The organism is Vreelandella subterranea (assembly GCF_900111305.1).
Taxonomy (GTDB): Bacteria; Pseudomonadota; Gammaproteobacteria; order Pseudomonadales; family Halomonadaceae; genus Vreelandella; species Vreelandella subterranea.
The window spans coordinates 1-23848 of the sequence record NZ_FOGS01000018.1 but is presented as its reverse complement, the minus strand read 5'-3'; the positions used below and the strand labels follow the sequence as shown (position 1 = coordinate 23848).

Sequence of the window (23848 nt, the reverse complement as noted above, 5' to 3'; positions counted from 1 at the left end):
GCTCGCCTAGCCGAGTAGCTCATTGGCCTGTTTGACGACATTCTCGACAGTAAAGCCAAAGTGCTTGAACAGGTCGCCTGCGGGGGCTGACTCGCCGTAGGTGGTCATGCCGATCACGCGGCCATCAAGGCCCACGTACTTGTACCAGTAGTCCGCATGCCCGGCTTCGATGGCGATACGCTTGGTCACCGCCTTGGGCAGTACGCTTTCACGGTACTCGGCATCCTGGCCGTTAAAGCGGTAGGCCGAGGGCATGGACACGACGCGTACGGCCTTGCCCTGCTGTTCGAGCTCGGCGGCGGCGTCCATCGCCAAGGACACTTCTGAGCCGGTGGCAATCAGAATAAGCTCGGGCGTTACGGGCGTGCCTTCACTGTCCTTGAGAACAGGGTCTTTAAGCACGTACGCCCCGTTTTGAATCGACGCCAGTTGCGCCTTGGTGCGCGGCTGATGGGGCAGGCCCTGGCGCGAGAGAACCAGCGCGGTGGGGCCGGAGTGGCGTTTGAGGGCGGCGTCCCAGGCGGCCACGGTTTCCACCGCATCGCAGGGGCGCCAGGTGTTCAGGTTGGGCGTGGTGCGCAGGCTGGTCAGCTGCTCGATCGGCTGGTGGGTCGGGCCATCTTCGCCAAGGCCAATGGAGTCATGGGTGAAGACATAAATCGCCTGCTGCCCCATCAACGACGCCATGCGCACTGAATTACGCATGTACTCCATGAAGATCAGGAAGGTCGCCCCGAACGGCACAAAACCGCCATGCAGGCCAATCCCGTTCATGACTGCGCCCATGCCAAACTCGCGCACGCCATAGTGCAGGTAGTTGCCACTGGCGTCTTCCGGCGTGATCGCTTTGGCGCCGTTCCAGAACGTCAGGTTCGACGGGGCCAGGTCGGCACTGCCACCCAATAGCTCCGGCATCTGCGGGCCAATCACGTTCAAGGTTTCAAATGAGGCCTTGCGTGAGGCAATGCTGTCGCCCTTTTCCTGGGTTTGCTCAAGCAGCGCTTCGGTGGGCAGTTCGGCCGGCAATTGGGCCTTCATGCGGCGCTGGAATTCGCGTGCTTCGGCGGGGAACGCCTCCGCGTAGCGCTCAAACCGGGCATTCCACGCCTGCTGGCGTGCGCGACCGGCCTCGCGGGCATCCCAGGCCGAATAAATCGGCTCCGGTATGTGGAAGGGCGCATGGGGCCAGCCCAGTTGCTCGCGCGCAGCCGCCACTTCGTCATCACCCAGTGCCGCCCCATGGGCTTCTTCTTTGCCCTGCTTGTTAGGGGCACCGAAGCCGATGATGGTTTTGCAGATGATCAGGCTGGGTTTGTCATCGTGGCTTTTGGCCAGTTCAATGGCCGCGTTGACCTCTTCCGGCTTGTGGCCATCCACATTGGGCACCACGTGCCAACCGTAGGCTTCGAAGCGCTTGGCGGTATCGTCGGTAAACCAGCCTTTTACTTCGCCGTCGATGGAGATGCCGTTATCGTCATACACCGCGATCAGCTTGCCGAGCTGCTGGGTGCCGGCCAGCGAGGCCGCTTCGTGGGAAATGCCCTCCATCAAGCAACCGTCACCCAGGAAGCACCAGGTGTGGTGGTCGACGATGGTGTGACCAGGCCGGTTGAATTGTGCCGCCAGGGTTTTTTCCGCGATGGCAAAGCCCACCGCGTTGGCAAAGCCCTGCCCCAGCGGGCCCGTGGTGGTTTCAATGCCCGGCGCGTAGCCATATTCCGGATGCCCGGCGGTCGGCGAATGCAGCTGGCGGAAGTTCTGCAGTTGTTCCAGGCTCAGCTCGTAACCGGTCAGGTGGAGGAGCGAATAGAGCAGCATGGAACCGTGTCCGTTGGACAGCACGAACCGGTCACGATCGGCCCATTTGGGGTCTTCGGGGTTGTGCTTGAGGTGGTCATTCCACAGCACTTCGGCAATATCCGCCATCCCCATGGGCGCGCCCGGATGGCCGGACTTGGCCTTCTGGACGGCATCCATGGAAAGGGCGCGAATGGCATTGGCCAGCTCAAAACGGGACGGCATGGGGTGCTCCTCGCCTGAAAACGTGAATAATAAAAGCGCTATTGTCGCTGACTTCCCGGGCGTCGGCAAATTCTATGGCCTCGTTCTGGGAAGAACTTCCAACAGCGTGTAAACTTTGGCCCCCGAAGCGCAGTGTTGCTTCTTTAATAGGTGGGCAGGGAACTTCCTGCCATGATTTCCTGATGATGCTGCGGCGACTTGCCGCCGTCACACCGAGGGTAGAGTGCGCGATGAGCGAATATTCCCTGTTTACCTCCGAGTCCGTCTCCGAAGGCCATCCGGATAAAATTGCCGACCAGATTTCCGATGCGGTGCTGGATGCCATTATCGCCCGTGACAAACAGGCGCGCGTTGCCTGTGAAACCCTGGTCAAGACCGGTGTCGCGATCATTGCCGGTGAAATCAGCACGAATGCCTGGGTGGACCTTGAGACCCTGGTACGTGATGTGATTACCGAGATTGGCTATACCTCATCGGATGTAGGCTTCGATGGCGCCACCTGTGGCGTGGTCAACCTGATCGGTAAACAGAGCGTCGATATTGCCCAGGGCGTTGACCGTAGCAAGCCGGAAGATCAGGGCGCGGGCGATCAGGGGTTGATGTTTGGCTACGCCACCAACGAGACCGACTCCTTCATGCCGGCGCCGATCCACTACTCGCATCGTCTGGTGGAACGCCAGGCCGAGCTGCGCAAGAATGGCCTGCTGCCTTGGCTGCGCCCGGATGCCAAGAGCCAGGTGACCTTCCGTTATAATGAGCAAGGTCAACCCTGTGGCGTCGATGCCGTGGTGCTCTCCACCCAGCACGATCCGGATATCGACCAGGAAGACCTGCGTACCATGGTCAAACGGGAAATTATCGAGCAGGTGATCCCCGCCGAATGGCTCGATGAAGATACCCAATACCACATCAATCCGACCGGCAAGTTCGTGATTGGCGGCCCGGTGGGCGACTGTGGCTTGACCGGCCGCAAGATCATTGTCGATACCTACGGTGGCATGGCACGCCATGGCGGCGGCGCCTTCTCGGGCAAGGACCCGTCCAAGGTTGACCGCAGCGCGGCCTATGCGGGGCGCTATGTGGCGAAAAACATCGTGGCGGCGGGCCTCGCCGACAAATGTGAAATCCAGATCTCCTACGCGATCGGCGTGGCCGAACCGACCTCCGTGTCCATCGATACCTTCGGTACCGGCAAGGTGAGTGATGCCCAGATCGTCAAACTGGTGCGTGAGCATTTTGATCTGCGTCCTTTCGCGATTACCCGAATGCTCGATCTGCTACACCCGATGTACCAGCTGACCGCCGCCTACGGACACTTCGGCCGCGAGCCATTTGAGCACAGCTACCATTGGGTCGATGATAAAGGCCATACCCAACAAGAGACGTTTATCGCCTTCCCTTGGGAGCGCACCGACAAGGCCGATGCGCTCCGTCAGGCAGCTGCTTTGTAAGATATTTGCTCGCTGTGGTGTAAGAAAACGTCCCTTTGGCGCATGCCGGGGACGTTTTTATTGGGGTGTGCAGGGGCGAAGATTAGGGGCGAAGGTTGCGATGAGAATAATTTGCGATTATATTGCGCTCGCTGGTAAATGCGTATCAGTGCTATCAATTGCCTGGTCAACGAAGGCGCTAGTTGGCCCGGCATTGCAACCTTTACACCTCTACGAATAGTGACGGGTGATCCATGAAACGTCTTCTTGCTGTGACCGGATTCTGCACCCTGCTGGGCCTGGCTTCGTCCTCGGCCCTGGCGGGCGACACGCAATACCCCTTGACGCTGAACAACTGCGGGGTAGAAGTGACCTTCGAACAGGCGCCCGAACGAGCGATTGGCCTCGGTCAAAACAGCGCTGAGCTGATGCTGATGCTCGGCCTGGAAGACAGAATGGCGGGCACGGCCTTCTGGCCCAATAGTGTCTTGCCCCAACTGGCCGATGCCAACGAACAGGTGAAAGTACTGACGGTGGAGTTCCCGACCTTCGAGTCGATTCTGGCCGAACAGCCGGACTTCGTGGCGGCGGCGCTCCCCAGCCTGATGGGGGAGTCCAGCCGGGTGGCGACACGCGACGACTTCCGCAAGATGGGCATACCGACCTACCTGTCGCCCGGTACGTGTGTCGCTGAGGGCATGGCCCGGGACAAGTACGGCTACGGCGATCGCGCCCAGCTTTGGAATATGGACGCCCTGTATCACGAGATTGAAGACCTCGCCCGGATTTTCGATGTCAACGATCGCGGCGATGCCTTGATCGACGACCTGAAGCAGCGTGAAGCCGCGCTGCGGGCAGCGTCTCCTGACAGCGACGAGCCGCTCTCCTATCTATTCTGGTTCTCCAGCTCTTCTCCCGCGGCGGATGCCCACCTGGGCGGCAAGTACAGCGCATCCGGCTTTATCGCCGACGTGCTGGGGGGCACTAACGCCATCGAGTCCGAGGCGGAATGGCCAACACTGGGCTGGGAAAGCATTATCGCCACTGAACCGGATGTGATCGTGGTGGCGCGTGTTGAGCGCGATCGCTGGGAACTGGACGACGCCAACGCGAAGATCGAGTTCCTCAAATCGGATCCGGCGACACGTGAGATGAAAGCGGTCAAGAACGAGGCCATCGTGGTCATGGACGGCCAAGCAATGAACCCCACGCTCAGGACGATTTTCGGCGCCGAGCAGGTGGCCGAACAGCTTGAGGCGATGGGGCTGAGATGAGTGTGACGATGAGCATGCCGCAGGCCGCCGAGCGTTTGCCGCGTCTGGTAGGGAGGTCTGGGCTGCTGTTGGCATCACTGCTGATCATTGGGTTGGTGGTGGGCATCAGTGTCGGGATCGGCGATATGCCGATCCCGCTCTCTACGACCTATGCGGTGATCACCAACAAGCTCGGCTGGACCTCCTTCGAGCTCAACCGTATCCACGCAACCATTATCTGGGATTACCGCTTGAGCCGGGCGCTGTTCGCCGCCTTGTGTGGCGCCGGGCTGGCGCTGGCCGGTGCCATCATGCAGTCGATCCTGCGCAACCCTCTGGCAGAGCCGTATGTGCTGGGTATTTCGGCCGGTGCATCGACGGGCGCTGTTCTGATCGTCATCTTGGGGCTCGGCGCCGGCGCGGTATCGCTCTCCTCGGGGGCCTTTATCGGCGCCTTTGCCGCTTTTCTGTTTGTGGCGCTGCTGTCGAACGGTGCGCGCGGCGGGGCCGACCGGACCATTCTGGCTGGGGTCGCGGCATCGCAGCTGTTCAACGCCGTGACCTCCTATATCGTCACGACGGCGGGTAATGCACAGCAGGCAAGGGATGTGATGTTCTGGCTGCTCGGCAGCTTTGGCGGCGTGCGCTGGCCCGAGTTCTATCTGGCCCTGGCGGTCGTGGGCCTCGGGCTGGTCGCATGCCTGTGCTACGCGCGGGTACTGGACGCGTTTGCCTTTGGTGATGAAGCCGCAGCTTCGTTGGGGGTCAATGTGGCACAAACACGGATCATCCTGTTTGCGCTGACGGCTGTCATAACGGCCACTATCGTCAGCATGGTCGGCACCATTGGCTTCGTTGGCCTGGTGGTTCCCCACGCGGCGCGTTTCGTGGTGGGCCCTCGCCATGCCGTCCTGCTGCCTGCCTGCGCCATCGTGGGGGCAATCTTCATGGTGCTGGCGGATATCGCCTCCCGCGTACTGATTCCGCAGCAGTCCCTGCCGATTGGCGTGGTCACGGCGCTGGTAGGCGTCCCCTTCTTCTCTGTCATTCTTTATCGGTTGCAGCGTGCATCATGAGTATCAAGGCCGAGAACCTGATCTGGAAAATCGGCACCAAGACGGTGATCGACGGCGTCTCATTCGAGGCCGAACCGGGTAAGCTGCTGGGCGTGCTGGGCCCCAACGGCTCTGGCAAGACCTCGCTGCTACGGCTGCTGGCCAGGCTCAAGCGACCGCATGCCGGACGGGTCGTGCTGGGAGGACAGGATCTTGCCACCTTTCGCCGCCGGGCCATTGCCAAGCGCGTGGCCTTCATCGAGCAGCACGCCACGACCAATGCCAATCTCAAGGTGATCGATGTGGTCAAGCTGGGCCGCTTCCCGCACCGTTCGATGCTATCGGGCTGGACGCGGGAGGACGATACGGCGGTCAACGAGGCGCTGGCGCGTACCGGCATGAGCGTAAAACGGGACGATGCCTGGCATAGCCTGTCCGGCGGCGAGAAACAACGCACCCATGTGGCGCGGGCCCTGGCCCAATCGCCCCAGGAGCTCATCCTTGACGAACCCACCAACCATCTGGATGTGCAGCATCAGATCAACCTGTTGCGGCTGGTCTCCAGCCTGCCGATGACCAGCATCATGGCCCTTCATGACCTCAACCACGCCGCCATGTATTGCGATCGGTTGCTGGTCATGCAGGAGGGCAGGATCGTCGCCACCGGTACGCCCGAAGAGGTGCTGACCCAGCGACTGTTGCGTGATGTTTTCTTGGTAGACGCCCATGTGGAGACCTCGCCCCACCATGCTCGACCGCATATTCAGTTCGCGCGCTAGGAGCTAGGTGCCCATCTTTATTTCCACGCATTGCAACACGGCCCATTTAAGGTAAATTAAACTTAACGGGTGCGTGAGCAGGCGCCGTGTCTTTCTGGCAATCATGCGAGGGCGGGTATGCAGGGCGGGCGATGGATCCTGAAAGCAGTATGGCTGGGCGGGCTTTTAGCCGTGGCGCTAACGGCGCAGGGAGAGGAGTGCCCCGATTGGCCCGCTGAGCGGCTGGCGCAGGAAAGCCAGGCGCTGGCCGAGCAGGTGCAGCGTTGGGACACCGCCTACCACGACGAGGGCGTCACGCTGATCGACGATGCGCTCTACGATCAGACCGTGGAGCGCCTGGCCAGCTGGCAGCGCTGTTTGGGCGCAGAACCGGATCATCGCCCGCTGACGCGGGTGACCAGCAGCAGCGGCACCCTAGCGCACCCAGCGGCCCAGCGCGGTCTCAATAAAACCGATGACGAGGGTGTCAGGCGCTTTACCAGCCGTCGTGAAGACCTGTGGATTCAACCCAAAGTCGACGGCGTGGCGATTACCCTGCGCTATGCCGATGGTGAGCTGGTCGAAGCCGTCAGCCGCGGGGACGGCGAACGGGGCCAGGACTGGACGACTCGAGCACGGCAACTCCCCGCCATTCCCAATACGCTACCCGAGCCGATTTCTGCGCTACTCCAAGGCGAGCTGTACTGGCGGATGGAAGCGCACATTCAGTCGCGCTCACCCGCTTCGGGTGCCCGGGGTGCGGTGGCCGGCGCCATGGCACAGTCTTCGCCTGAAGCGGCCACCCTTGAGCGTATTGGCCTGTTTATCTGGGGCTGGCCTGACGGCCCGACCGACATGGACAGCCGCTTAGCCCAACTGAGTGCGCTGGGGTTTGATACCGCCGACTATACCCACCGACTGGATGATCATCACAATGCGGCTTATTGGCGGGATAAGTGGTTCAACGGCCCGCTGCCGTTTGCCACTGACGGCGTCGTGCTCAAGCAGGCCGAGCGCCCCGGCGTACGCCGCTGGTCATCGTCGCCACCGGAGTGGGCAGTGGCCTGGAAATATCCGGCCCAGCAGGCGCTGGCAGAGGTGCGCGGTATCGAGTTTCGCGTCGGGCGCACCGGGCGGGTAACGCCGCTGGTATGGCTTAACCCAGTGGTGTTAGAAGGGCGGCGCATCAGCCGCGTCTCGCTAGGCTCCCTGGAGCGCTGGGAGTCGCTGGATGTTCGTCCCGGCGACCAAGTAGCGATTACGCTAGCGGGACTAACGATCCCCCAGCTAAGCGAAGTGGTGTGGCACACCCAGGAGCGCTCGCCGCTGTCCCCGCCGCCACCCCAGCGCTACCATCTGCTGAGCTGTTTTGAGTTAACCCCCGGCTGTGAAAGCCAACTGCTGGCGCGGCTTAGCTACCTGGGCGAGCAGTTAGGTATGCAGGGTATCGGGGAGGGTACCTGGCAAGCGCTGGTAGAGGCGGGTGTCGTCACCCAGTTACTCGACTGGCTGGACGTTGAACCACGCCAACTGCGCGAGGCCTACGGTATTGGCGAGGCCACCGCCGCCTCGCTCACTGAGCAATTTCAAGTCGCCCGTAGTCAGCCGTTTCCGGCTTGGCTAAGGGCGCTGGGCGCGCCGCCGGGGAGTGAGGTGGTTCGCGGGGACTGGTATGAGTTAGCGAGTTACCAGCGCGAACAGTGGCAAGCCGTTCCAGGCGTTGGCCCGGTGCGTGCTGAGGCGCTGGTCGCGTTTTTCAGCCACCCGCAAGTGCAGCGCATGGCCGCACAGCTTAACCAAGCGGGGGTTGCTGGTTTTTAGCCCAACCCGGTGAGGCGCAGCATTAAACCGAGATAGAGCGGAATCAGCAGCGGCGCAAGCAGCGTCGTGACCAGCACCGCTAACGCGCCTTTTTGTGGCTGGATGCCCAATTCCATGGCGACCACCACGACGTTGGAGGCCATGGGCACCACGCCTATCAGCAACAGCGCCATGGCCAGTTCCGTGGAAAGCGGCGCCGCCCACTGCAGCATTAAAGCGGCCCCCAGCATGACCAGCGGCCAGAGCAGGTAGCGAAGGCCCAGGCAGGTGGCCACAAAGCGCGTATCCCAGGCGGCAAGCGTCACTTGGCTTAGGGTCATGCCGATAATCATCATGCCCAGCAGGGTGTAGGTGGCGGGGAACACCTGTAGTGAACTCATGACCGCGGCGGGGACGGTGATTTCAAGGGCACTCAGTAGTAACGCTGACAGGAAGGCGTAGATAAGCGGTAAGCGGGAAATCTTGATCAGGCTTTCGCGTATCGAAAAGCGTCCGCGAGCGCTGAGGTAAAAACCCACGGTAAATTCATAGATATTGATCCCCAGCATGCAGAACAGGTAAAGCGTAACGCCCTCGGGGGGCAGCAATATCAACGCAATCGGCAAGCCAAAGTAGCCGGTATTGCCGGTTCCCGAGGAGAACGCCAGCAGGGCGGCTTCCTGTTCGCCAAAGCGGTGGCGCGTGAAGCGTTGTACCACTAGCGCCATCAGACTCGCGATAATGAACAGCGCTAATGTGAGCAGTAAGTAATCAGGCGTGGGCCCGCCGTTCATCAGCGCGCGAAAAATGGTAAAGGGGGCAATCAGGTAAATCAGCAGCGTTGCAATCGGGCGAGGGTCCAGCTTGAGCCGTTGGGCGGCCAGCCAGCCTAACCCCACATAGCTGAGTAACATGAGCAGCGGCCCAACCAATGCGCCAGGTGAAAGATCCATTTACGCCCCCCATCATACGTGTGTCATCGATGAACATGAGTCGAATTAAAGGCCGAGCGTGGAATCTTTCATTAGCCTCAGCGCAACGGAACAGCGAGAATACCGCAAAATATCATGACTATTGACACATTGTGAGGAAATCCCATGAGTCGCCACGAGCATCCGCTAGGTATTAGCTTTGAATTCTTTCCACCGGGCACTGATGCCGGGCGCGACAAGCTAATCCAGACTCGCGATGAGCTGGCCGCCCGCAACCCGCGGTTTTTCTCGGTTACTTACGGTGCCGGTGGTTCGACTCAGGCGCGTACTCGCGAGATTGTTCGCAAGGTGAGTCAGAGCGGTGTGACTACTGCCCCACACCTGTCCTGCATCGGGAGCGAAAAAGCCCTGCTACGCGATCTGCTGGCCCAGTACCGAGAAGAAGGTGTCGACAGCCTGGTGGCTCTGCGCGGCGATATGCCGTCCGGTATGGCCAGCATCGGCGAGCTGCGCTATGCCAACGAGCTGGTGGAGTTCATTCGTGATGAAACCGGCAATCACTTTGATATCGCCGTGGCTGCGTATCCCGAATCTCATCCACAGGCCCCCAGCCTCGACCGAGATGTGGAAAACTTTGCCCGCAAGATGAAAGCGGGTGCCAATATGGCCATCACCCAGTATTTCTTTACCGCCGATGCGTACTTCCATTTTGTCGACAAAGCACGCGCGTTAGGCGTCGAGCAGCCGATTATTCCCGGCATTATGCCAATTACCAACTACACCAAGCTGGCGCGTTTTTCTGACGCCTGTGGTGCCGAGATCCCGCGTTGGATTCGCAAGCAGCTGGAATCCTACGGTGACGACAGCGAGGCCATTGCCGATTTCGGCACCGATGTCGTCAGTCGACTCTGCCAGCGTTTGCTGGATGGTGGTGCGCCGGGTCTGCACTTTTACACGCTTAATCAATCCAAGCCGGTGCTGAAGATTGTCGATAATCTGAGTGGCTAGAAGAACCCTGAAATACGAAAACCCCGCCTAGTTAATCGTGAGCGGGGTTTTTTTTAGGCTTGGCGTTTAGCGACTGGCGTCAATTAGCCCGTTTGCGGCGTCTTGTTGCCGCCGCCGTGCTGCTTACGCTGCATGATAAACAGGGTGGCACCAATGGCCAGGCCTGCTACATCGGTATAAATACCGCCGTAAATCATGAAGATCGCGCCTACCAGCATGACGATACGCTGGAGTGTATTCACCGGACCGAAGAACCATTTCTGGACCATGCCCGAGAGCAATACGATACCCAGTGTTGCGGTCACCCCGACGCGCAGGATCTGCATGGCCGAGCCTTCCATCAACATGGCCGGGCTGTAGAAGAACATGAACGGCACGATGAAAGCGGCTAACCCGATCTTGAACGAGGCCACCGAGGTGCCCATGGGGTTGTCGCCGGAAATACCCGCAGCCGCATAGGAGGCCAGTGCCACCGGCGGGGTGATCGCGGAGACCACCGCAAAGTAGAACACGAAGAAGTGGGCAACCAGCGGCTCGATGCCGATGTTGATCAGGCCGGGTGCGACGACCGATGCGGCTACGGCATAGGCTGCCGTAGTGGGCATGCCCATCCCCAGCAGAATACTGATCAGCATGGCAAACACCAGCGCCAGAAGCTGGCTCACGCCCGCCAGACCGAGCAGCAGCGACGAGAAACGAGCCCCTACGCCGGTCAGCGAGATAACCCCGACAATCAGACCCGCACAGGCACACACGGCGATGATCTGGATTGACATGGTGCCCGCCAGCTGGAGCGCCCTTAAAATGGCGCGAAGCCCCATTTTGTTAGGTGAAATCCAGCTGACAACCGCCGCTGATGCCGTTGCCAGAGTCCCTGCACGAATCACCGAATAGCCCATGAACAGTGCGACAATCAGGATGATAATGGGGGCGAACAGGTAGACCTGCTTGACCAGCCTGGAGAATAGCGGGATCTCATCTTTGCGCATGCCGCGCATGCCTTTGCGGGCCGCTTCAAAGTCGACCATGAAGTAGACGGATGCAAAGTAGAGAACGGCAGGAATGATGGCGGCAATGGCAATTTCGGTATACGGAATGCCGGTTACTTCGGCCATGATGAAGGCGCCCGCGCCCATGATCGGCGGCATGATCTGCCCGCCGGTAGAGGCGGCCGCTTCAATCGCGCCGGCGCTGCGCGCTGGGTAACCCACCTTTTTCATTAGCGGGATCGTCAGCGAGCCGGTCGAGACGACGTTGCCGGCGGATGTGCCGTTGATCATGCCCATCAGGCCAGACGCAAAGATAGATACCTTGGCCGGGCCACCGCGAGCCCGCCCCGCCGCCGCAAAGGCGAAGTTGACGAAATAATCGCCCACTTTGGAGGCCTGCAGAAAGGCAGCGAAAATAATGAACAGGATAATGTAAGTCGATGATACGGCAGTGGTGGGCCCGAGAATGCCGGTATCGGTATACACCTGACTGAAGAAGCGCTGCAGTGAAAGGCCCGGGTAGCCCAGAAAGCCGGGCAACGCAGGACCCGCAAAAACATAGGTCAAAAATACCGCCGAGATGACCACCAGCGCCAATCCGGCGACGCGACGGGTCAGCTCCAGAATCAGCATGGAGCCTGCAATAGCCGCCCAGGAGATTCCTGACGGAGCAAAGGATGTGCCGGTCGACATGCGTATGTTGGTGTTGAACACCACCAGCAAGTAGCCTGCACTGGCGGCTGCGCACACCATGAGAACCAGATCTGCCGGATTAAAACGATGGCGTGCCTGGCGATAAAACCATGACAGTACAATGGCACCCGCTGTGGTCGCCATGAGCGGGTAACCGTAATGCCAGTTCTCGACGCTGGGGTCGATACGCATTGCTTCGCCACTGAGGGTCTGGTGCATCAGAAACACTTGCACCAGTGTATAGGTGGCGGGAGCAAGCAGCGCATAACTGGCCCACTTCAAGGCAGCGCCAGATGCCTGGTGGTCATCTTCGGCAAAACGGGCACCGGCAAACAGGCCGTAACCGAGAATAAGCGCGCCGGCAATGTGCAGGATACGAAACGACCAGGTTTCCAGCGGAAACACATTGAGTGAAATCAGGTGGAAGCTTGAATAGCCAATGGCTAACGCCGCAAACAAGAAGAACTGCCAGCCGGTGAAAAGACGGCGGTTGGATTCAACAATCTCTTCATCGACACCCTCGGCAATAGACTCAGGGACCGATTCAACATCCTGGGCATCATCCTTGAGGCCGTTGGGTTCTTGGTCGATTTTGTGACTCATTAGAGTTCACCCTCACAGCAAACAAAGGGGCATTAGCGAAAACTGCCCCGGCCAACCTTGGTTGGCGCGGGGCAGGCGACAGCAAGTGTTGCTTACTTGATCATGTCTTCGTCGATTTCGTAGCCGTTCTCTTCATACCAGCGAGCAGCACCGGGATGGAAAGGCAGCACGGTGTTGTGCTTGATGTTTTCCGGAATGGTGGTGACTGCGCTGCGGTGAACAGACTGCATGCGGTCGTTGTTTTCCATGGTGGCTTTGGTGACTTCGTAAACGAAGTCTTCCGGCAGGTTGCAACCGGCGATGGCAAAGTTCCACATGGAAACGGCGCGGGCGTCTTCTTCAAGCGTCTCGTAGGTGCTAGCCGGGATGGAGAATTCCGCCACAGGGAAGGCGTTCATCACCGTTTCTAGCTCTTCTTCGTTGAACTCGATGATATTCACATCGGTTTGTACTTCAAGCTGGCTAACTGCCGGGATCGGAATGCCGGCAGCGAAGGCGATCACGTCAAGCAAGCCGTCCTGCAACTGACCACCGAGGTCTGACCAGCCGCCGTTGCGGCGTTCAAAGTCAACGCCTAGCTCTTCCAGCATTGCCGGGAAGTAGGTGTCAGACGTGGAAGCCGATGGGCCAAAACCGATACGTGCGCCGTCGGGAATATCGGAAATTGATTCAATGCCGCTGCTGGCAAGTACCGTAATCGAGAACGGCGTTTCATACATCGGGAACATCGCGCAGACGTTATCCATTTCCAGGCCCGGGGCGAGAGGGCTGTTACCGCTCACTGCATCGGCTGCTGGCCCCATGGTCGCGAGACCGAAGGCGGCATCGCCGTTGTGTACCAATGCCAGGTTCTGGGTGGGACCGCCGGTTACCTCGCCACCACCAGAGATATCCAGCTCATCGGCAATAAAGTTGGCCCAGCCGGAGCCATAAACGAAGTAAGTGCCCCCTTGGCTCGCGGTGCCGACGGTGAAGTTGTCCGGCCAGTCTTCGCGGTCGGCCTGGACGCTACCGGCCGCCAGAATCGCGCTGCTGGTCAGTAAGGCCAATGTGGTCGGTTTAAAATTGCGCATGGCGAATTTCCCTAGTTGTTTATTGAGGTTGTTAACACGCTGGCGGTATGCGGATGAGGCAACGCCACCAACGGTGAGCTACAAGTTAGAGCGATTGCTGTGCCAAGACAAGCCTTTGTTTTAAAAAACAAAGGCTTAAAATTTTCCTTTTCAACGTTAGTCGTATAGAGGAAAGCGCGAAGTGTCTGGTGATGCGCACGATAAGCATGGTTTTGTGTGCGTTAATCCGCACACATTGTGTCGCCGCTGCGATTTTTTAATCACTATGAGTTGGACGGCTTGTGGTCAGGGTCCATGATCCGCACAGGCTGGATCTCATTCTGGGCGGGCTCCGGGCGGGCTTGATTGACCCGGGTGGTCAGCTCCCCGGGGGCTTCATCCTCGATGGGCAGCTGTTCGAAAAAATCACAGCTAACGCACTCCCGGTAACGAATACCGTTTTGCTCCCAGGCACGAACGCGGTCCATGGCAGCACACCGTGGGCAGGTCACGCCTGCAATAAAACGTTTTACGCTCGACATCATCAGGCTCCAATGGCGCGCCCCCAGAGAGGGCGCGCTCAGGTAGGGCGGGTTTAAGCGGCACGGATCCCGCTATGACGTAATAACGGGTCGACGCTGGGTTCGCGGCCGCGAAAGGCACGGAACATGTCGGCAGCATCGCGTGCGCCGCCTTGCTCGAGAATCTCTTGCCGGAAGCGTTGGCCGGTAGCAGGGTCAAAGATACCGGCTTCTTCAAACGCGCTCCAGGCATCGGCCGACAACACTTCTGCCCATTTGTAGCTGTAGTAACCCGCCGCGTAGCCCCCTGCAAAAATGTGCCCGAAGCTGTTTTGAAAGCGGTTGAAGGCAACGGTGGGGACCACGGAAACGCGCTGGCGTACCTCGTCGAGTAGCGCCTGGACATCGCTGGCGCTGGGGGATTCGAGCTCGTGGTGCAAGCGCAGGTCGAACAGCGAGAACTCTATTTGACGTGCCATGCCCATGGCCGATTGGAAGTTTTTGGCGGCCTGTAGGCGCTCCAGCAAGGCTTCAGGCAGAGGGTCGCCGCTGTCGACATGGCCGGCAATCAGGTCGAGCCCTTCGCGTTCCCAGCAATAGTTTTCCATGAACTGGCTCGGCAGTTCGACGGCATCCCAGGCGACGCCATTAATGCCCGAAATATCCGCAATGGTTTGCCTGGTCAGCATATGGTGCAAACCATGGCCAAACTCATGGAACAGCGTGGTGACTTCATCGTGGGTCAGCAGCGCGGGCTTGTTGCTGACTGGCGGGGTGAAGTTGCAGGTAAGAAAAGCGACGGGAAGCTGCAAGCCGTCATGCGTCTGGCGGCGTACCCGGCAATCCGCCATCCAGGCACCGCCACGCTTGCCTTCGCGGGCGTAAAGGTCGAGATAGAAACCGGCAATCGGCTGATCATTGTCGGTGATCCAGTAGAAGCGCACATCGTCGTGGTAGTGCTCAACGTGAGTATCTTCTTTAAAGCGTACGCTGTAGAGCCGTTCAACCACCTGAAAGAGCCCATCGACGACCTGGGGTGCGGGAAAATAAGGGCGCAGCTGTTCTTGCGAAATGGCGTAGCGTGCTTCGCGCAGTTTTTCGCTGGCATAGGCGACGTCCCAGGGTTCAAGCGTCTCGATCCCCAGCTCAGTACGCGCAAACTCGCTGAGTTCGGCGACTTCCTGCTGGGCTTGGGGGACGGCGCGGTTCGCCAGGTCGCTCAGGAAGGTAAGCACTTGCTCAGGGGAGTCGGCCATCTTGGTGACCAGCGAATAGTCGGCGTAGGTATCAAAGCCCAGCAGGTGAGCGAGCTCCTGGCGCAGCGCCAGTATTTCTTCAAGAATGGGCGCATTGTCGAATTTGCCGGCGTCTGGCCCTTGGTCGGACGCGCGGGTGACGAAAGCGGTATACACTTCCCGGCGCAGTTCCCGGTTATCGGCATAACTGACCACGGGAAAGAAGCTGGGAAAATCGAGGGTGATACGAAATCCATCGATGCCCTTGGCCTCCGCCGTTGCCTTCAGCGTATCCAGCGCGCTTTGCGGCAAGCCCGCCAGCGTGTCGGCATGCCTGATATCCTTGTGCCAGGCCTGTGTGGCGTCGAGCACGTTATTGGAAAACTGGTTGGACAGTACCGAGAGGCGCGCCTGAATATCACCGTAACGGGCTTTTTTATCGGCGGGCAGGTCGACGCCCGCCAGGCGGAAATCGCGGAGCGCGTTATCGACAGTGCGCTGCTGGGCCGGGCTCAACTGAGCCCACGCAGGCCCTGCCTTGAGCGCTTGCCAGCCATGGAAAAGCCCTTCGTGTTGCCCTACCCAGGTACTGAACTCGGAAAGCTGTTCCAGGCAAGTTTGGTAGGCGTCGCGGAGCTCGGGTGTATTCATGGTCCCGTTGAGGTGCGAAACCGGCGACCACGCTTGAGTGAGCCGGTCATTAACAGCTTCGATGGGCTCGGCAAAGTTCTCCCATGTGGGCGCTGTGTCATTGGCCTGTTGGGCGAGCCGGTCAATCGTGTCACGGCTTTCGCTGATCAGGGTTTCAACCGCTGGGACCACGTGTTCGGCGCGGATATCGGTGAATGGGGGCAGCGAGTGAGTCTCGAGCAGCGGATTGTGGGACATAGGTGCCTCGTTGGGTATGGATGGAGAGCGACAAGCCCTGTGATGACGTTAGAGTGCGGGCAAACGTGAGTTGTTTCAATGCTGGGGGATTGCCGCGATTTGCCTTCAGCCCCTCGCCTGTTAGTCTTGCGGGCTTTCTAGGGCCATCAAGGCGAATCATCAATGAGTAAAACGCTAGAGCGCTGGGGGTCAAAACGGGCCTTTATCCTGGCGGTAACGGGGGCTGCGGTGGGGCTGGGTAACATCTGGCGCTTCCCTTATGTGGCCGGAGAGAACGGCGGCGCAGCGTTTTTATTGATTTACGTGGCCTTTGTGATATTGCTCGGCATACCCGTGATGATGGCAGAAATTTTAATTGGCCGCGCCGGACGCCGGGGGCCCATGCAGGCACTGGGGGCGCTGGCGGTGGAGGCGGGTGCCTCACGGCACTGGCGTTGGCTGGGCCTTTTCGGTGCTTTCACGGTGTTTTGCATCCTGTCGTTTTATTCGGTGGTGTCCGGCTGGTCCATCGAATTTCTGGTGGCATCCATCAACGGCAACTTCAGGGGCGCCAGTGCTGCTGATATTGGTGCCGGTTTTGATGCTTTTCTGGCCAATCCAGGCCTGCTGGTTTTTAACCACACACTGTTTCTGCTGATGACCATGGTGGTTGTGGCGGCGGGTGTGGCCAAAGGCCTTGAGCGGTTGAACAATCTGTTAATGCCCCTGCTGTACGGCCTGTTACTGCTGCTGGCAGCCTATGCGGCTACGACCAGCGGTTTCGGTACAGCCTTGTCCTGGCTCTTTTTACCCTCATGGGAGGCGCTAACGCCCAGCGTTGTGCTGCATGCCATGGGGCACGCCTTTTTTACCCTCGCCGTGGGAGCATGTGCGTTGATGGCTTATGGTGCCTATATGCCTGACGAGCAGAGCCTGCCGCGGGCGGCCATGGCGGTTGCGGTGTTGGACATCAGCGTGGCGCTGCTGGCCGGTATTGCAATCTTTTCGGTGGTCTTTTCCCAGGGAATGGATCCTGCTGATGGCCCGGGACTGATGTTTGTGACCCTGCCGATCGCCTTTTCGGAGCTGCCCTGGGGGTCGCTGTGGCTGAGCGTCTTCTTTCTACTGTTGTTGTTGGCGACCTGGACATCGGCGATTAACCTGGCCGAGCCGATGGTGGCCACCTTGCAGGGATTCGGCTGGCGGCGTAGCGTTTCAACGGCTATCGTGACGTTCAGTGTGTGGTCGATTGGCCTGCTCTCGGCGCTGTCGTTCTCAACAATTGTTGACTTTCGTCCGCTGCTCGGGCGTAACGTATTCGAATTGGTCAGCAGTATTCCGCCGGATATATTCCTGCCGTTAGGCGGTCTGTTAATCGCGATCTTTGCCGCCTGGGTGCTGCCTCGTGGTACGGCCGCCGCCGCATTGGGCGTGGGTGAGCGCGGTTATCTATGCTGGCGCCATGTGGTTCGCTGGGTGTCGATTCCGCTGACGCTTATGGTTCTGCTTAGCGGGTTGCTATAGTGGTGCGCTATCCCTGCATCGTAAGTGAGGAGCATACAATGAGCAGTGCCTTAAGAAGCTACAACAGCATGACGCCGCGGCTGGGCGAGCGGGTGTATATTGATTCGGCAAGCGTCGTGATTGGTGACGTCGAACTGGGTGACGACTGTTCGGTATGGCCGATGACGGTGATTCGCGGCGATATGCATCGTATCCGAATTGGCGCCCGTACCAGCGTTCAGGATGGCAGCGTGCTGCATATCACCCATGCCAGTGACTACAACCCCGAGGGTTTCCCGCTGACCGTGGGTGACGACGTGACCATTGGCCATAAAGCGATCCTTCATGGCTGCACGCTGGGGAACCGTATTCTGGTCGGCATGGGGGCGATTGTCATGGATGGTGCCGTGGTGGACGATGAGGTCATCATTGCCGCCGGTGCAGTCGTGACGCCGGGCAAACACCTGGAAAGTGGTCATGTTTATGCGGGTAATCCGGCCAAGGCCTTGCGTCCCCTTAAAGATAAGGAACGCGCTTTCTTTGCTTACACTGCTGGTAATTACGTTAAATTGAAAGACAGCTTTCTTGCCGAATCAAGTCCTTCTTAAGCGCTTCATTCCCCTCTTTTTTTGTTGAAAAATCGTATTGTGTCGACCAGAAATCTGTTAATTTATACAGTTTTCTGGTCGAGCGCGACATGGCGAATTTTCGCACCCACATCACGGTGGCCTCTGCGGGCGGTATGCTGCTGGCTTATGCTGGCTGGCAACTTCAGTGGTGGGCGCCTTCCCAGGCGTTGCTGGTGGTGGTGTTGACCGCGTTTGGGGGTATTCTGCCCGATATCGATGCCGACCGGTCGCACTCAATCCGGCTCATTTTCAATATCCTGTCCATACCGGCACTGGTGCTGGGTGTGCTTATATTACAGCCCTGGTTGTCCTCTGGGCAGTTGTTAGTGGCCTGCGGTGGCGTTTATGTTGCGGTGCGCTATCTTGCAGGGATCGCCTTTTCACGTTTTACGGTGCACCGCGGTATCTGGCATTCACTGCTGGCGAGCCTTTTATGCGCGCTGCTGACAACGGCCGTGAGTTTTCAACTGCTTTCCCAGCCAGCGTGGCTGGCCTGGTCGCATGGGGTGGCGGTATGGGCCGGGTTTGTTATTCACTTGCTGTTGGACGAAATCTACAGCGTTGACTTGGAAGGCGCTCGGCTCAAGCGGTCCTTTGGTACGGCGCTGAAGTTTGGCGATTGCCGCCGCCCACTGTCGAATATGTTGATGCTGATTGCCTTGTTGCCGCTCTGGCCCTGCCTGCCTCCCTGGGGGGTGTTGGGCGAGTTGATCCATCAAGGATCGCTGCTATGGCGATAGTCGTCAGCGTGTAGCCCATGTTTTTTCAGCTTGTCATAGAAGGTTTTGCGCGGGATGCCAAGGTGGTGGCAGACTTCGGTGACGCGCCCATGATGACGGGAAAGTGACTGGCTGATCAGGCTTTTTTCAAACAGCTCGACCTGGCGGGAAAGCGTTGGCTCTTCGGTATCTGCCTGAGCGCCCTCGAGCAGGGCATCCAGCCGATAGTCGAAGGCCGCGCCAAGCAGTACGTAGCGCTCGGCCAGGTTGCGCAATTCACGGACGTTACCCGGCCAGTCGTGGGCAAGCAGGCTGGCAATGCCATGGCTGTCGACGGTGGGCGCTTCCAGGCCGCTGCGGTTGGCCGCCACGACGGCAAAATGCTGGAAAAGCAGGGGGATATCTTCACGCCTTTCGCGTAGTGCCGGTAGCGGTAAGGTCACCACGTTCAGCCGGTAATAAAGATCTTCGCGGAAGCGCCCCTCCTCGGCGGCGGCTTTGAGGTCGATTTTTGTAGCGGCAATCACGCGGATGTCGAGCGGTATCACATCGTTGGCGCCCAGTCGCTCAATATGTCGCTCCTGCAGTACGCGCAACAGTTTGACCTGCAGGGCGAGGGGCATGGACTCGATTTCGTCCAAGAAGACGGTACCGCCGTTAGCGTGCTCAAACTTGCCGATTCGCCGTTCAACCGCGCCGGTAAAGGCGCCTTTCTCATGGCCAAACAGTTCAGACTCGATGGTGTGTTCAGGCACGGCGCCACAGTTAATGGCCATGAAAGAGTGGTTGCGCCTGGCGCTGCGCTCGTGAATGGCGCGAGCCACCAGGTCTTTGCCGGTCCCGGTTTCACCGAACAGCAGTACGTCAGCTTCGACCTGGCTGATGCGTTGAATCATCGCCGCCAAGCGGGAGATTACCGGCGTGCGACCCACCAGGCGCGGGCCGAGCGCCGCCTGCTGAGCTTCGAGTTCCGCCTTGAGGCGATTGTTTTCCAGGCTGAGCTGGCGCTTTTCGATACCCCGGCGCACCACGTCGAGCAATTCGTCACCGGCAAAAGGCTTCTCCAGGAAATCCCACGCTCCGGCGCGCATGGCCTCGACGGCCGTTGAAATATCACCGTGGCCGGTAATCAAAATGATCGGCAGGGTGCTGTCGCGACGATGGAGTTCGTGCAGCAACGTCATGCCATCCATACCCGGCATGCGAATGTCGCTGACAATGACGCCGGGAAAGTTGGCGGGGAGTGCGGCCAGAGCTGCTTCGGCGGATTCGAAGCAGTGTGGGGTATAACCGGCTAGTTCAAGGGTCTGGCTGGCGGTGATACGCAGATGCGGTTCGTCGTCAATCACCATGACCGGCAGCGTCGACGGCTCATGCATCGGAAACAGTCTCCTGGGTAGCCCGCGGGGCGGGAGCGAGAGGCAGTGTGATGGTAAAGCAGGCGCCGCCGCCAGGCAGATTGGCTGCCTGCAACTTGCCGCCTAGGTCGTCCATGATACGCGATGAAATGGAAAGCCCTAACCCTAGCCCGCTACCGGGTGCTTTGGTAGTAAAAAACGGCTCGAAAACCTGTTCAAGGTATTGAGTTGGAATACCCGGGCCGTTATCAGCAACCCGGATGATCACCTGCTGGCTACTGGCTTGAGCGCGAAGCGTAAGTGTCGGTGAAGGGGTCTCTTTCATGGCCTGGAGGGCATTGCCGATTAAATTGACCAGTACCTGTTCCAGGCGCACCAGGTCGGCTTTTACCCAAAGCGTGTCCTCGGGCCATTGCTGTTCAACCTCAATGCGATCATCGCGAAGGCGACTCTGGAAGAGGCGCAAGGCGTAATCGGCACACGCCTGAACGGAAACCGTTTCCGGATGGTCGCTGCTTTTACGGGAAAACTGGCGTAGCTGGGCGCTAATGTCGGCCATCCGGTGGGTAAGCTCGATAATCTGCTCCAGATTCGCATCTGCCTGCTCCACCCGGGACAGCTCGATAAAGCGCCGGGCGTTTTCGCTGTAGGCACGAATAGCCGCTAGCGGCTGGTTAAGCTCGTGATTGATGCCGGCGGCGAGCTGGCCTAAAACCGCGAGTTTGGCCGCCTGGATGAGCTCGTCCTGGGTTTGACGCAGGTTGGCTTCTGCTCGGCGACGCTCATCTATTTCATCAGAAAGGCGCTGGTTACTGGCAACCAGATCGCGGGTACGTCTCTCAACGCTCATCTCCAGTTCATCGCGTACCCGGGCCAGCGTCTGTCGCTCGCGCTCGGCAAATGTCTCGCGCTCACGGCGAAGGCGAAGCCGTTGCCAGCCGATACCTGCTGCCAGAGCAACGATGCCATAGAGACCACCGGCCATTAAAGCGGCCATCCATTGGGCGTTTACCACGGGGCTAAGCGGCTTGAGTATATGCATTTGCCAGTTAAACTCAGGAATTTCCCGGGTCAGGTTCAGATAATGTCCGTTACTGAGCGGGCCTTCTTCAAACGTCACGACGCGACTATGCACGTTCAGGATGTCTTGCACCTGGATGCCCGAGGGGGGTAAAGGTTCTTGGCCGTAGCGCTTTGTTGCATGCAGTGATTGTCGCTGTTCGTCGGTCAGTGGATAAAGCGCACTCATGCGCAGTTCGGGTTGGCTGGCGAGGAAGATGATGTCGTCATCATCGGTAACGAACAGGGTGGATTCCTGTTCAGCCCAGCTTTCTTCCACGTCGTTGAGCAGTACTTTAATGACCAGGACGCCATCGGGGCGCGCGTCGGGTGAGGTGTCATCGAGCCATACCGGGGACGAGAAGTAATAGCCGCGTTCTTGCGACTGGAGGCCGAGCCCGTAAAAGCGCCCCTGCCCTCCTGCGATAGCATCCTGGTAATAGCTGCGAAATGCGTAATTTTGTCCGATGAAGGTGTTTGGACGGTGCCAGTTGCTGGCCGCAATGGTGTCTGCATTGCGGTCCAATAGATAAACGTCAGAAACGCCAGAGGTAAAACGAAACCGATCCAGCAACAAATTGAGGGGCATCGGGTCCTGGCTGTCTGGCGAGGCGAGAAAACGCTGGACACCCTCGCGCGTGGCAAGCATCTGGGGAAGGTAGTCGTAACGTAACAGGTAGCCATTGAGGTTGGCGGCGGACAGGCGAAGTTCGTTTTCCGCCTCTTGCTGAAGGTTGTTAAGTGCCTGTTCACGGGCCAGGAGCGATGCTTGCCACATGCACAGGAAAAGCCCTAGCGTTACCGCCATCAACCATAGATACCGCCAGCGGAATAAAGAAATGTTCATGCGGGAGCCGAGCTCGTTCCCTGGGCACGGCGCAAGGCGCGCTGTGCACGTGTTTCAGCGCGAGCCACTTCCAGCAAACCGTCCTCGACAAATACCAGGTGTTCGTGAGCGCGTGTACGTGCGTCTTCAGGACGGCCTTCAATGATGGCATCGAGCAGAGACCGGTGTTGCTGCATCAGTTGGCTGCGTGAATCCGGTTTGGCAAAGAGGTGGGCCAAATTATCCACGATACTTTGTTCAAGCAGATGGAAGATGCCGCGAATCGTATGTAACAGCAGAACATTATGAGCAGCTTCCGCAATGGCCAGGTGAAAGGCCGCATCCAACTTTGCTTCCTGGGCAGGGTCGGCACCGACAAATCCGCCGTCAAGTTCTTCAAAGCGCTGTATAAGAACGGCTTTATCGGCTGGCGTAGAGCGCAGCGCCGCATAATAAGCCGAAATGCCCTCCATGGCGTCGCGAAACTCAAGTAGATCCAAATGAAACTCTTTATGTCGGGAAAGCATTTCCAGCAAAGGGTCGGTGTAGCCGCTATTAAGCGACTCTTCGACAAAGGTGCCTCCGCCCTGACGGCTGGTTAACAAGCCGCGAGCCGATAGTTTCTGTATTGCTTCCCTTAATGAAGGCCGTGACACACCAAATCGTTCAGCAAGCTCACGCTCTGGTGGCAGGCGCTGACCGGGCTTCAAGCTACCTTCTAATATCATGGCCTCCAGGCGCTCGGTGATCACATCGGCTAATCGCTGCTGGCGTAGCGGAGGGTAGTTCATTGAATGGCCCTCAAAATTGGTAAGACCAATAATAGGTTTATCACGTAATTAACTCAAGCTGTCAGGCAGGGCACAGACCCTCTGTCAGCGCGCAAAGATGAGAGAATTAGCCTGAAGGCTGTTCAGGCAGAATTTTTTTCGCACGCCCCTTGCGTCCCCGCCAGCAACACCGTAAAGTACGCATCCGCTGCCGGGGACGCCCAGCGTTGTCAGCGGTAGATGAGGTGTAAAACCTCAGGTTTGTCAGCAGGTTAGGCAAGCGAGCGTGGTTCATGTGTCATGTCACGCCGCCGCGATTTTCGCCAATCAGTCATTGACAAGCATTGGGAAGTGCGTAGAATACGTCTTCCTCGCTGAGGCCAAGCAGTTCAACGGTTGGCCAAGCTTTCACTGACTTTTTAGTCAGTCAAGCAGCACAGCGAAACGCTCTTTAATAATGTGATCAGGTAATTCATGTGGGCGCTTGCCGATGAGGGTGATAAATCACCAAATATCAAGGCAAGCGACTCGTCCAAGGTCTTCGGATCTTGAGAGAACGTTTGAAAACCTTGAGCCAAGTTTGGTTCGCTTCTGTCGCTTTCGGGTGGCAGGTAAGAACCGCAATGATTGTAAACTGAAGAGTTTGATCATGGCTCAGATTGAACGCTGGCGGCAGGCCTAACACATGCAAGTCGAGCGGTAACAGGTCCAGCTTGCTGGATGCTGACGAGCGGCGGACGGGTGAGTAACGCATAGGAATCTACCC

At 58.7% G+C, this 23848-nt stretch carries 18 protein-coding genes and 1 rRNA gene; 10 read left to right on the top strand and 9 right to left on the bottom strand.

Going from position 1 to position 23848, the window contains the following annotated elements:
• Positions 1-6 precede the first annotated feature (6 nt).
• Positions 7-2022 carry a transketolase gene (gene tkt, locus BMX75_RS17595; RefSeq protein WP_092830971.1) on the bottom strand — a complete coding sequence of 672 codons (2016 nt, stop codon included), beginning with the start codon at positions 2020-2022 and terminating at the stop codon, positions 7-9.
• 230 nt (positions 2023-2252) lie between these two features.
• Between tkt and metK the strand changes: the two genes are divergently transcribed.
• The 5 genes from metK to ligB all read left to right on the top strand — a co-directional run bounded on the left by metK (position 2253) and on the right by ligB (position 8339).
• The gene (gene metK / locus BMX75_RS17590) at positions 2253-3473 is read left to right on the top strand and encodes a methionine adenosyltransferase (protein WP_092830969.1); all 1221 of its coding nucleotides are present in this window, start codon (positions 2253-2255) and stop codon (positions 3471-3473) included.
• Positions 3474-3706: 233 nt separating this feature from the next.
• Complete coding sequence (locus BMX75_RS17585) at positions 3707-4726, top strand: ABC transporter substrate-binding protein (protein ID WP_092830967.1); 1020 nt, start codon at positions 3707-3709, stop codon at positions 4724-4726.
• Positions 4727-4734: 8 nt separating this feature from the next.
• The gene (locus BMX75_RS17580) at positions 4735-5781 is read left to right on the top strand and encodes a FecCD family ABC transporter permease (protein WP_245748652.1); all 1047 of its coding nucleotides are present in this window, start codon (positions 4735-4737) and stop codon (positions 5779-5781) included.
• The gene (locus BMX75_RS17575) at positions 5778-6539 is read left to right on the top strand and encodes an ABC transporter ATP-binding protein (protein ID WP_092830964.1); all 762 of its coding nucleotides are present in this window, start codon (positions 5778-5780) and stop codon (positions 6537-6539) included. Before BMX75_RS17580 ends, BMX75_RS17575 begins: the two co-directional genes overlap by 4 nt.
• A gap of 117 nt (positions 6540-6656) precedes the next feature.
• A complete protein-coding gene (gene ligB / locus BMX75_RS17570; protein WP_092830962.1) occupies positions 6657-8339 on the top strand; it encodes an NAD-dependent DNA ligase LigB in 1683 nt (560 codons plus the stop codon).
• On the opposite strand, the gene BMX75_RS17565 is transcribed toward ligB, so the two are convergent.
• The gene (locus BMX75_RS17565) at positions 8336-9271 is read right to left on the bottom strand and encodes an AEC family transporter (protein ID WP_092830960.1); all 936 of its coding nucleotides are present in this window, start codon (positions 9269-9271) and stop codon (positions 8336-8338) included. The two genes, ligB and BMX75_RS17565, sit on opposite strands and share 4 nt — an antisense overlap.
• Positions 9272-9415: 144 nt before the next feature.
• On the opposite strand from BMX75_RS17565, the gene metF reads away from it, so the two are divergent.
• Positions 9416-10258 carry a methylenetetrahydrofolate reductase [NAD(P)H] gene (gene metF / locus BMX75_RS17560; RefSeq protein ID WP_092830958.1) on the top strand — a complete coding sequence of 281 codons (843 nt, stop codon included), beginning with the start codon at positions 9416-9418 and terminating at the stop codon, positions 10256-10258.
• 83 nt (positions 10259-10341) lie between these two features.
• Here metF and BMX75_RS17555 read toward each other — a convergent pair whose 3' ends face one another.
• The 4 genes from BMX75_RS17555 to prlC form a co-directional block, all read right to left on the bottom strand.
• Positions 10342-12543: a TRAP transporter permease gene (locus tag BMX75_RS17555; protein ID WP_092830955.1), complete on the bottom strand. Its 2202-nt coding sequence runs from the start codon at positions 12541-12543 to the stop codon at positions 10342-10344.
• A 92-nt stretch (positions 12544-12635) separates the two neighbouring features.
• On the bottom strand, positions 12636-13616 hold the full coding sequence (locus BMX75_RS17550; protein ID WP_092830953.1) for a TAXI family TRAP transporter solute-binding subunit: 981 nt from the start codon (positions 13614-13616) through the stop codon (positions 12636-12638).
• Between the two features lie 263 nt (positions 13617-13879).
• Entirely contained in the window at positions 13880-14137 is a 258-nt protein-coding gene (locus BMX75_RS17545; protein ID WP_092830951.1) for a YheV family putative zinc ribbon protein, read from the bottom strand.
• Between the two features lie 53 nt (positions 14138-14190).
• The gene (gene prlC, locus BMX75_RS17540; RefSeq protein WP_092830949.1) at positions 14191-16239 is read right to left on the bottom strand and encodes an oligopeptidase A; all 2049 of its coding nucleotides are present in this window, start codon (positions 16237-16239) and stop codon (positions 14191-14193) included.
• Positions 16240-16401: 162 nt separating this feature from the next.
• On the opposite strand from prlC, the gene BMX75_RS17535 reads away from it, so the two are divergent.
• From BMX75_RS17535 to BMX75_RS17525, 3 genes are all read left to right on the top strand, one after another.
• Positions 16402-17742 (top strand): sodium-dependent transporter, encoded by a 1341-nt coding sequence (locus BMX75_RS17535; protein ID WP_092830947.1) that lies wholly within the window; start codon positions 16402-16404, stop codon positions 17740-17742.
• A gap of 38 nt (positions 17743-17780) precedes the next feature.
• Positions 17781-18329 carry a gamma carbonic anhydrase family protein gene (locus BMX75_RS17530; protein WP_092830945.1) on the top strand — a complete coding sequence of 183 codons (549 nt, stop codon included), beginning with the start codon at positions 17781-17783 and terminating at the stop codon, positions 18327-18329.
• A gap of 89 nt (positions 18330-18418) precedes the next feature.
• Complete coding sequence (locus BMX75_RS17525) at positions 18419-19090, top strand: metal-dependent hydrolase (RefSeq protein WP_092830943.1); 672 nt, start codon at positions 18419-18421, stop codon at positions 19088-19090.
• On the opposite strand, the gene BMX75_RS17520 is transcribed toward BMX75_RS17525, so the two are convergent.
• From BMX75_RS17520 to BMX75_RS17510, 3 genes are read right to left on the bottom strand one after another with little or no spacing between them, the layout of a single operon-like run.
• A complete protein-coding gene (locus BMX75_RS17520; RefSeq protein ID WP_092830941.1) occupies positions 19066-20448 on the bottom strand; it encodes a sigma-54-dependent transcriptional regulator in 1383 nt (460 codons plus the stop codon). The two genes, BMX75_RS17525 and BMX75_RS17520, sit on opposite strands and share 25 nt — an antisense overlap.
• On the bottom strand, positions 20441-22333 hold the full coding sequence (locus BMX75_RS17515) for a sensor histidine kinase (RefSeq protein WP_092830939.1): 1893 nt from the start codon (positions 22331-22333) through the stop codon (positions 20441-20443). Before BMX75_RS17515 ends, BMX75_RS17520 begins: the two co-directional genes overlap by 8 nt.
• A complete protein-coding gene (locus BMX75_RS17510; protein ID WP_066320680.1) occupies positions 22330-23103 on the bottom strand; it encodes a GntR family transcriptional regulator in 774 nt (257 codons plus the stop codon). Before BMX75_RS17510 ends, BMX75_RS17515 begins: the two co-directional genes overlap by 4 nt.
• 610 nt (positions 23104-23713) lie before the next feature.
• Here BMX75_RS17510 and BMX75_RS17505 point away from each other — a divergent pair.
• A 16S ribosomal RNA gene (locus tag BMX75_RS17505) occupies positions 23714-23848 on the top strand; the annotation flags it as partial.